Here is a 1,611-nt window from a genome sequence, read left to right on the forward strand (position 1 = left end):
GCCTGTCCGGAAAGCATACGGGCGCCTAAAACGATAGCCCGGACTTTAATGTCGTCGTCGGTGCGTTGGACTTGCATTTCCAAATCCGCCTGTTCGCCGTCGTTAAAATAGAGGTGTATGTCCAGGTGGACCGTTTTACCCGTAAGGTACTCCGGGAGGAGTTCGTTATTCTGAATAGCCAGGGAGGCGACGGGGCGGCCGATACAGGCGGAGAGGAGGTGGCGCAAGGCGTCACGGGAGTCCTCGTTGTCGTCGGAAAAGAGGCTTTTAAAGACAAAATCTGAGAGGATGTCCAGGGGAACGCCTTTTTCTGCGTTTTCTCTGGCTGTACGGCGCAGTTCTCCCCAGAAAAAGGGGACCAGGAACGATAATTTCATAACAGCTCCTTTGTGGGCCTAAGCCCAGGTTTTAGGCGCGACTCTTTGGCCCGCTGCGTATATAAGGGAGTCATGCTGAAAAGTGCTTTACCTTGAGGATCGATTTTTTTAAAATTCGTATAGGGTGATTTTTTTGGGGTCAAGTTTAGCCCCCCCTATGGACCCCGATTAGGTTACCAGGAACGCACTAAAACTATGTATGGGGGCCTGTCGGCTGGGAAAGATATGGGGACCCTCCCCTTCGGGGTCCTCCCCATATCTTTCCCACGGAAGCCGCTTCGCGGCAATTTACAAACCCCCGATAACATTTTTGTGAGTGCGTTCCCGAGCCGCTTAAGGGGTCCATAGGGGGCCTTTGTTTCGCTTGATGGAGTGTGAATGTAGCTCACCGGGTACCACCGATAACGTTAGGGTGAGTGCATTCTCGAGATCCGTAGGGCCTTCTACCGCATAGCTAAAAGCGTAATTCAGTGGCAAGGCTAAGCAGGTCCATCTACCCACCCTGCCACACCGGTTCTGCTTCACCGGGACATCCTTGGGTTCGTAAAAATCTGTTTTTTATTTTTTTTAAATATTTCTTTCCGTACTAAAGCATTTTTCCTCATCGCCCCCTAACAGGGGGTAAATTGGGACAGATAGGTCCCCACTATTTTGAGGAGGAAAGGCAATTGAGTGTGAATACGAAGTACAAGGACAGTGTTTTTACGAAACTTTTTAATGACGAGGACAGACTCCGGGAACTGTATGCGGCCCTGGAGGGTATCGAATACGATCCGGTTATACCGATAACTATCAACACCCTGGAGGATGTTCTCTACATGGACCGGATCAACGACCTGTCTTTTACCGTGGGTGAAGATACCCAAGCCGGAATTTATCGTCCTGTATAACGGTTTGGAGAAAGCGCCGGAAAAGTGGGAATTACGACTTTCAGACGCCTTTATGGGGTTGGAGGCGGGTGAAAAAATCTCCCTTGACCTGATCATCACGGTGTATAATATTAATTATGGACAGAACAGAGAACTGCTTCAAAGAAGCGAGAATCTGGCGGGGTATGCTCAGTTTGTCGCAAAGGTGCGGGAGAATGGGGCGACTATGCCGCTGGAACTGGCGGTAACCGAGGCGGTGCGGTATTGTATACGGAACCGGATATTGGCGCGGTTTTTAGAGGAACATGGATCGGAGGTGGTTAACATGGCATTTGGGGAATGGGATTGGGACGAGGCAAAAGAGG

2 protein-coding genes and 1 pseudogene are annotated in these 1,611 nt (G+C 50.3%); 2 read left to right on the plus strand and 1 reads right to left on the minus strand.

Translation table 11 applies throughout. The features are described 5' to 3' along the window. On the minus strand, positions 1-377 hold a 377-nt coding region (locus tag TPRIMZ1_RS19275; RefSeq protein ID WP_010262051.1), incomplete at its 3' end, for a PD-(D/E)XK nuclease family transposase. Between the two features lie 674 nt (positions 378-1,051). On the opposite strand from TPRIMZ1_RS19275, the gene TPRIMZ1_RS20910 reads away from it, so the two are divergent. Further along, positions 1,052-1,267, plus strand: a complete 216-nt coding sequence (locus TPRIMZ1_RS20910; RefSeq protein WP_232616848.1) for a hypothetical protein — start codon at positions 1,052-1,054, stop codon at positions 1,265-1,267. Positions 1,268-1,271: 4 nt separating this feature from the next. After that, positions 1,272-1,611, plus strand: a pseudogene (locus TPRIMZ1_RS20915) (hypothetical protein); the annotation flags it as partial.

This window comes from Treponema primitia ZAS-1 (assembly GCF_000297095.1).
GTDB classification, from domain to species: Bacteria; Spirochaetota; Spirochaetia; order Treponematales; family Breznakiellaceae; genus Termitinema; species Termitinema primitia_A.